The organism is Phormidium sp. FACHB-592 (assembly GCF_014695795.1).
Lineage (GTDB): Bacteria > Cyanobacteriota > Cyanobacteriia > Leptolyngbyales > Leptolyngbyaceae > Stenomitos.
The window spans coordinates 1-7,804 of the sequence record NZ_JACJOZ010000098.1; the positions used below are offsets into that span (position 1 = coordinate 1).

General features: G+C 52.2%; 10 protein-coding genes. 7 read left to right on the plus strand and 3 right to left on the minus strand.

Annotated features, from left to right (window positions below; all coding sequences use genetic code 11):
• Window positions 1-168 precede the first annotated feature (168 nt).
• From H6F86_RS26115 to H6F86_RS26140, 7 genes are all read left to right on the plus strand, one after another.
• Complete coding sequence (locus H6F86_RS26115; RefSeq protein ID WP_206756107.1) at window positions 169-651, plus strand: hypothetical protein; 483 nt, start codon at window positions 169-171, stop codon at window positions 649-651.
• Window positions 602-1,102, plus strand: a complete 501-nt coding sequence (locus H6F86_RS26120) for a hypothetical protein (protein WP_190452804.1) — start codon at window positions 602-604, stop codon at window positions 1,100-1,102. Before H6F86_RS26115 ends, H6F86_RS26120 begins: the two co-directional genes overlap by 50 nt.
• A gap of 508 nt (window positions 1,103-1,610) precedes the next feature.
• Window positions 1,611-2,270, plus strand: a complete 660-nt coding sequence (locus H6F86_RS26125; RefSeq protein ID WP_199305523.1) for a GNAT family N-acetyltransferase — start codon at window positions 1,611-1,613, stop codon at window positions 2,268-2,270.
• Between the two features lie 102 nt (window positions 2,271-2,372).
• A complete protein-coding gene (locus H6F86_RS26130) occupies window positions 2,373-2,660 on the plus strand; it encodes an alpha/beta fold hydrolase (RefSeq protein WP_199305524.1) in 288 nt (95 codons plus the stop codon).
• 92 nt (window positions 2,661-2,752) lie between these two features.
• Window positions 2,753-2,944, plus strand: coding sequence for a hypothetical protein (locus H6F86_RS26135; RefSeq protein ID WP_190452805.1), 192 nt, complete (start codon window positions 2,753-2,755; stop codon window positions 2,942-2,944).
• Between the two features lie 146 nt (window positions 2,945-3,090).
• A complete protein-coding gene (locus H6F86_RS33005; RefSeq protein ID WP_277881718.1) occupies window positions 3,091-3,216 on the plus strand; it encodes a hypothetical protein in 126 nt (41 codons plus the stop codon).
• Window positions 3,217-3,271: 55 nt separating this feature from the next.
• On the plus strand, window positions 3,272-3,490 hold the full coding sequence (locus tag H6F86_RS26140) for a hypothetical protein (RefSeq protein WP_190452807.1): 219 nt from the start codon (window positions 3,272-3,274) through the stop codon (window positions 3,488-3,490).
• Between the two features lie 534 nt (window positions 3,491-4,024).
• Here the strand turns inward: H6F86_RS26140 and H6F86_RS26145 are convergent.
• The 3 genes from H6F86_RS26145 to H6F86_RS26155 form a co-directional block, all read right to left on the minus strand.
• Complete coding sequence (locus tag H6F86_RS26145) at window positions 4,025-5,611, minus strand: tetratricopeptide repeat protein (protein ID WP_190452808.1); 1,587 nt, start codon at window positions 5,609-5,611, stop codon at window positions 4,025-4,027.
• Window positions 5,612-6,281: 670 nt separating this feature from the next.
• The gene (locus tag H6F86_RS26150; RefSeq protein WP_190452810.1) at window positions 6,282-7,223 is read right to left on the minus strand and encodes a ParB/RepB/Spo0J family partition protein; all 942 of its coding nucleotides are present in this window, start codon (window positions 7,221-7,223) and stop codon (window positions 6,282-6,284) included.
• Window positions 7,223-7,804, minus strand: a 582-nt coding sequence (locus tag H6F86_RS26155) for a ParA family protein (RefSeq protein ID WP_190452812.1), incomplete at its 5' end; no start/stop codon positions are given. The genes H6F86_RS26155 and H6F86_RS26150, both read right to left, overlap by 1 nt.

Consider the following 7,804-nt stretch of genomic DNA (forward strand, 5'->3'; position numbering starts at 1 on the left):
ATGCTCCGCGTAGTGGACGCGTATCAGCAGGCGCAAAAGCCGGAGCAAGCGAAGCAACTTTTGGACGAAGCGCTGGTCCTGGCTCAACGCGAGCCCGATCTGCGCCGCCGGCGCCAGACCCTGCTGGGGATGGCCTTTGAACTCAAGCGCACTGGACAAATAGCCTTCTTGCCCGTCGTGCTGCAGCCAGCGCTCGCGAGTATCCGCGCTTCGCAGTCACAAACGGAAGCTGATCGATCCTGGGACCTGACGCAAACACTTCAAATTGCCAACTTGCTGCTGGAGAGCGGACAGAAAGCGTCATCGCTCGCGCTCCTCCAGCAAGTGCTACCGGAAATTCAAGCCCTGCGCGCGACGCAGTTTCCCGCCACACCCGTCCAGTTGCTCAGTCAAGCGGCGACGCTATACGCCAGCTTAGGGGAAGTGAGTCAAGCGAAGGCGCTGTTAGCGACCGCTCAAGCGCAAGCACAGACCTTAGCGCCAGCGACAGGGCGCCCTACTGCCCTAGCCCAAGTGGCGAGAAGCTATGCTGCCATGGGACAGGTGCAGACAGCACGTGCCTTGGCCAGTCAAATTAAAGTGCAGGCATACTGCAGCGCAAGTGCTGCAAGCACTTGCGCTGCAGTATGCCAGAGCGGGCGCGAGCGCTGAGGCCGTGAAGTTGGCGCGGTCGCTCTCAACGGCTAACAACCTGGTCCTGTCTGAAATCGTCAGACAATATCTAGCCCAGCAGCAGTATGACCAGGCGTTGCAACTGGCGCGACGGGAACGAGTACAAAACATTCTGCCTGACGTCGCACTGGCTTATGCTGAAGCCGGCCAACCACAGCAGGCCATGCGGGTTGTGGAAGCGATACCAGTGCTGGCTCATAGTCCGGCTCATTTGGATTGGTTGCTGCCAGCTTTAGCGCAATCGTTTGCCCAAAAGGGCCAATTTGACCAGGCGTTACGTGTGGCGCAAGGGATCCGTACCAAGGTGTACAAAGGCCAAGCGCTGATCATGATTGCGACCGAGTACCGGGCCCAAGACAGCGTTGCCAGTCGAGCCCAAGCGACGGCTATCCTCGAGCAAGCACTGCAGGTGGCGCTGTCGATCCAGTAGCAAAAGGCTGTGCTAGCAGTGCAGCGGTTGACTACTTTGAGCGAGCACAGCGCTCTTGCATGGGTGCTCAGTGCCGTCGCTTGTGTCGCCCTAACGGGTCAGTCGTAAGGTCATCAAGTTCAGACTCGGTGCGGCTCTCGACTCTAGCGCTGCGGCGCTGGGGTCTAGCAACGATGCGTGTCAAAGTGAGCCCTTGCCTCAAAGTGAAGTCCATGCGATCACTGCTACTCAGGCTTACTTGCTGCGTGGTGGGTTGCACAACCCGCAACTAACCAACGACAGCATCGGACTCCTCGCTTGTGCAGCGGAGCTAACAGGAACGAGAGCATCGGTGTTGCAGACTATAACTGAATGGTGATTTAGGCCAGTTCTAGTCCAGTAAGCTAGGAGAGAGGCAGAAACTTTCCGCCTATTCATCTGATTTGAGATCTTAGGCAGAAACTGTCAGCCTATTAATTGCTATACGGCTTCCGTTTTCGGTGGTGACATACCGAAAAGCTATCTATCGGTGTTTAAAATCAAACTCCATTTTGGTGATTGCTACAAAAGGATAAGCAAAGTTGCTATTAGTAGCTTGAGAAGTAGAGATAGACGACACAGTTTGATGAACCAAAACTCCTCATCCATTTCTTTCCCAAAGCTTGAAACAGAGCGGCTGTGGCTTCGACAGGCGACTCAGGAAGATGCTGAAGCTATATTTAGCATATTTTCTGATCCAAACGTGACTCGGTTTTATGATCTTGACACCTTCACTCACATTGATGAGGCAGTAGGGGTAGTTGAGCGACGTGCAAAAGGATTTGCAACTGGGCGTGGGGTACGTTGGGGAATTGCTCATAAACCAAGCAATGATTTAATTGGTTCTTGCGGGTTTACGTGGGACAAGGAAGCCAATGCTGCTGAGGTTGGTTACGAGCTAGCTAGCCCCTTTTGGAGGCAAGGCATCATGAGTGAGTCTTTGCGTGCCATTTTGAATTATGGCTTTGAGGTAAAGGGAGTGCAATTTGTTACCGCAAAAATCATGGTAGACAACTTAGCTTCTAGAAGGTTGTTAGAGAAATTGGGGTTTCAGCGCCAAGGGATACTGAGAGAGCGTGGTTTCTGGAAAGGGAAACATCATGATTTGGAAGAGTTTCGGTTGATGAGAGCTAAGTTTGCAGCCGTATAACAATTCGGGTGCAGCGGATTGAAGGAAGCTGCTGGTGCTAAGTTTAGGATTATTGCAACCGCTGACCCGAACCGTTAGGCTGACAGTCGATAGAGGAGCGCTATGGAACCAGGGGTCGGTGATTGGAGCCTTTGGGAAAAATTCAGGGCTGCACAGCAAGAGATGCTTCTGCCCGCTGGTCAAGTGGCCCACATCCCTGTTTCTGTAAGATATGTTGATGTGGGCGAAGCTCAGCGAAGTACGATTCTATTGATGCATGGAATCCCGACGTGGGGCTATCTCTATCATGCGGTTATCCCACCGTTAGTAGCTGCTGGCTATCGGATTTTGGCTCCAGACTTTTTAGGGCATGGATGGTCTGATCGCCGTGATCGCTTTGATCACCCATAGTGGTGATTGATCAAAAAGCTTCCCGAAAGACCTTGGATCGCAGTGGATGATCACGGCGTGTTTGTTCCATCCCTGTTGCTCTCGGTAAACCCATGCAAAAACGCTTTTGGTACTTACAGCGGGGGGTCTCTCTCTACCTTGTGCGCTCCTGCACGATCGCCCACTTACCCTTTCTGAGCACGACAGTGTTTGAATCTCAAGACGAAGTGTTAGCCTACCGCGATTGGCTCTCTTCGTGCGCCTTACAGCCTCAAAGTGTCAGAGTCGAAAGCTTTCATTGCTAGACCAAGTCAGGACTCACTACACAATTCTCAAGTCAGTAGAAAAATACCTACAGTTGTCGTGAAGTCTCAAGGAAGCGGCGAACAAGTAGTACGCACACAAACAGTCTCTCAATGCATCAGCTCTACTAACCAAGCGATCGCTGCCAGTGCTTTGGACTCCCCTCAAACTGGCACAAACGACACCCACTGACTCAGCCTCGCACCCGCCTGACGGCTTTGAAGCCGAAGCGCAGCACACCATTACCGCCCCAGCCAAGCACACCGTTGCTTAGCCCACTGCCACCGTTACCAGTAGCCAGCCTCGCGAACGCGGTAGAAGTCAGTGGTGTGGTTGTGGTCGGCAGCGTGGCTCACGTGATCGTTAAAGCACCCAATGAAGCCAGCAGTCGTCATCGTCAGATAGGGCAACGTCTTGCCAATGGGCCGGTGTTGGTCAAGCGCCTTGAGCTCAAGACTGGCTTGGAGCCCATCATCATTCTTGAAGAAAACGGTCTTGAAGTGGCCAAAGCGATCGGTGCCGCCAGACAGACCACCAACCTGGCCTAGTGGTAGCGGCTCTAGAGAGAGCCCCCTGCTTGGCCATGTCCGGGTGAACGGTCGTTAACCTAAGCTTGGGTGGAGCGGTTTGCCTCTTGTTTGCACACGCAAGCTCGGTGCCAGCGACCGGGCGCTGTTGTAAAGTACAGCAGGGTGACTCTCGGACTAGGCTGGCAGGCTGAGTGTGCCTCAAGGCCACTTGAGTCAACGCTGAGCACTGGTATGGCAAAAACGATGTTCAAGACTGTCTTTTGGCTGACTGCTCTCAGCCTGATGGCCCTCGGTGTGTTGAGCGACAGGGATGGCGGCAGCCCTACCCGGAGCAAGCAAACCAGGTTGAACCACATGTTGTGTCGGCTGCACCCCAGTCGTTGCTAAGCACTACAGCTAGTGACAGTAACGACTGCAGAACGAGCGCTATGGGCGGCAGCCGTTGCTGTCATGCGAGCCACGACGTGAGCACTCCGGCGAAGCTTGCAAAACGACAGCGCACGTAAAACTAGCGTGATTCAGTTTTTGCTTGCTCACGGTCTTGACGATACGTTAGCGATTAATGCCTTCACCAATTTGGCGCGCTTGCGCCAGTAAGGGCTCGGCTTGTTCCCTTTGCCCGATGGCGGCATACCCGCTGGCGATCGTCGCTAAGGACACTGCCTTTTCGGCATCGCCATGGATTTGTGCCGCAATCTGACGGGCTTGTGCCAGTAAGGGCTCGGCTTGTTCCCTTTGCCCGATTTCTGCATACCCCTTGGCGATCGCCGCCAAAGCAAGGTCTTTCCTCGCATCTCTAAGAATCAGCAGTTTGTTTGGAGTACCGGCGACTTCAAGCGCTTGAGTCAGTAGCTGGACAGCCCGATCGCCCCGCTCCGCTTGTACCACTGCCTCAACCACTTGAGGCAAGGCTCCGTAGACGGTAAGTTGTTTAGATTGGCGCAGCAGCTGAAACGCCCGGTCATACTGTTTTGCCCTGGCATACTCAACGGCGAGTTTAGCCTTAGCTACTGCTATGTTCCCTTCCCCTTTAATCGCTTGGATGGCTTGCAGTGCCAGGTTGTATTGCTTGGCTTCCGCAAACCGATCAGCAAGCTGGGTAAAGACAAAGACTTCATTACTAGTGCTGCCACTAATCAGCCCGCCCGGGGTTCTACCCGCTTCCTCAGCGAGATCCTGATAGGGTTGAATGGTTTTGGCGAACTGAAGGGCTTGATGATACTCGCCAATTTCAGCATAGCCAACCGCAATTTCCATCATGACCCTATGTAGATAGTAACCTCCCATCGGATTAGATGCTTCTTGTTGCTTCACCTTCTCTTTGATTTGAGCAAGAAGCTGCAAGGCTTGGTCCTTTTGTCCCATTGCTGCATAGGCAACAGCCGCTTTGATAAAGTCATTGCTATAGAGGGAGGTATGTTCGTCGGTATCGATCCGAGTGGCTTGGGACAACAACTGCAAGGCTTGGTTTTGCTGTCCGACGGCTGCATAGGCAAGGGCGATCGCAGCAAGATCAGTCCTCTGTTGAAGGGCTTGATCCAATACCTTCAACGCCTTCTCCCTTTGTCCTGCCTTCGTGTATTCACCTGCAAGTCTGGTGAGTGCCATCGGTTGGCTAATTTCATATTCTTCTCCCACCTCAACTACATATGAAGTTATAGAAGAAGAAGATGAAATTAGTTGAGCCACCTGAGTGGCTTTATCAAGTTGTTTCGCGGCTACTAACTCTCTGATAATTCGATCTAAAGCAAGTGCCACGTCTCCATCAGCTGAACCTTGGTACTTCTGCGTTGCCAGTGCTTGAGCAGCTTGAAGTGCGTCATTGTAGCGACCCATTTTTACGTAACTGGCACCAACCTCACCCCACATTTCAGTCTGATAGTGAATAGATGAGTTGACTTTGGCGGTTTGCATGGCTGGAGACAGTAACTTCGCAGCCATATCCTGCTGCCCCAGCTTTTCATAGCCCACAGCCACCTGAGCTAGCACCTTTGCTTGAGTAATGCGTTTGCCTGTATTTTGTGCATAGATCGCCTGTGGATCAATGTTGGCGCTTTGTAAGGGCTTGAGGGAAAAGGTACAGGCGGCGTTGGCGAGGGAGACCACTGCAGCGAGCGCCAAAACCTTGTAATGCAGCATCTTTCACCCTCTGTTTTGGCTGTTCTGTGGCAGCAGCGCTGATGGACCGTCACTGCTGCGGCTGGCGCATCTATGATAACCGCTCCGACAAGGAGACGATAAAGCTGGGTAGGAACGAAAAAGCAGACCTTTTAGCGTTGGTCACCTTTTTGTCATCCTACCTGTAGCCCATGCGCCAACAGCATCCAATGTGACTCACCCCCACTTACGGTTCAGAGGGCAAAAAAGTACCCGATCGCTCTAACCGGATTGGTTCTGTGTCTATTGGTTCTAAGGTGCTCGTTGAATCAGCATGGCGAACGAGAAACTAGTGCTGCCGGTGCTGGACTAGACGCCAATTGGCACAAGCGTTCAAAGCCTTACACAGCGGCAATTTTAGTTTGTTAGTCGCTTGCACGTCTGCTTACTTAGCAACTTATACTTCCGCAAAGCTTTCCAGGCACGTTTACCGGCACTGTACCAACGCGACACTTGCCATCTGCTAGTGGCACATAAAGTACTCCACCAGCCAATTTTGCAGATTGATGATTTGTTGCCATCATGTCAGAGCCGGTAGATGAACGTCGCAAGGAACAATTTAACCCCTTGTAAGCAGGTTAAAAGAGCAAGCCCCATTAGCCTACTTAGACACTAGGTTGGGCTCGCTATCTAGGATTCCCTGGACATCCGATCAAATCTCAGTCGTTAATTGATCTAATTCGGTCAATAGTTTAGTAATTCGCTCGCGTTTCTTCCGATTGCCCCAGGTTTCACTCTTCCGCAACCGCTTGCCAATCTCACCCAATCGCTCAACCAGCACTTTCTCATGTGTCGGCTCTACTGCTGGCGCGAGTTCTTTAATCGCTGCTTTAATCTCATTCAGCGATAGGTTTTTAGTAATTGCCTGCTTGAGCAACTTAGACCGCTGCCCCTCATCTTTTACACGGGCGATCGCCTGTGCCTTGGTATATTCCAGCTTCCCCTGGCGGAGAACATTCAGCACATTTTCCGGCAAATTTAGCAGCGGCAAGCGGCTAGAACGAAAGCTGTCAATGCTAAACCGACCCACTCCTGCCATCACATTTTGAACCGTTTCCAATTGGGACAAAACGTTTTGTCCCAATGCCTGACCGCGATGTTTTGCCCGATGCGCCTGATAAAACAACGAAGTCACTTCCTCTCTCGTTATCTCTAGACTGATCGCCAGTAAATCTAACACCGCATCTGTTTCTTCCACCGGATTCAGGTCTTCCCGCTGCAAATTCTCGATCAACGCAACCTGAATCGCTTGTCGATCGTCCAACTCACGCACAACGATCGGAACTGCTTCTAGCCCCACTTCACGAGCTGCCCGCAACCGACGCTCTCCTGCAACCAGTTCATACTCCCCATCCTTTAGAGGGCGAACGAGAAGTGGCTCTAGAATGCCATGCTCCTTAACCGATGCAATCAGTTGAGCCAGCTTGTCAGCATCGAAAAAGCGACGAGGCTGCTTTGTAGGCAGATGGATTTTATCAAGTGAAGCAGATTGAGACGACTGCTCAACTTGTTCAGCCTCAGCGGGCGCCTCGCGGTTGAGAAGCGCTGCAACATTGCGAAGCTGCGGTTTGAGTGCAGTTTTACGTGGTGGCACTATAGAGACTCCAAGCTTTGAGTAACAGCAGTCAGGACTGCGAGGGCAGGATGTTTGGGGTCATATAGCCCCAAAGGTAGGTGTTGCATAGAGGCATCAGCAAAGGCAACAGCCCGTGGAATGGGCAGGAAAACAGGTGCAACACCGCTAAATTGCTCCGTCACAGCCTGTAGGATCTCTTTTCCTTGTGCCGTACGATCATGCAGATTAGGAATGACCCCAGCAACCTTTAGGTCTGATGCAACCCCTTCCTGTTGAAGCTCATTGATTGTCCCTAACAGCAGATCCAGACCCACAAAGCTTTTATATTGCGTCTGCATCGGAATCAGGATATGGGTCGATGCCACCAGTGAGAGAATACTTAACACCCCCAGTGTTGGTGGGCAGTCGATCAACACAAAATCATAGTTCTGCTCAACTGGGGCGAGCGCCTTCTTAAGACGGGTTTCTTTCGCGATCGCGGTCGCTAACCTGACATCGGCTGCACTCAACGTTAGGTTGCTAGGCACTAAGTCCATCTGATGAATGCTATGCAGAATAGGTAGAGGTGCCCGGTCTAAAATGCTTTGAGCGATCGTGTT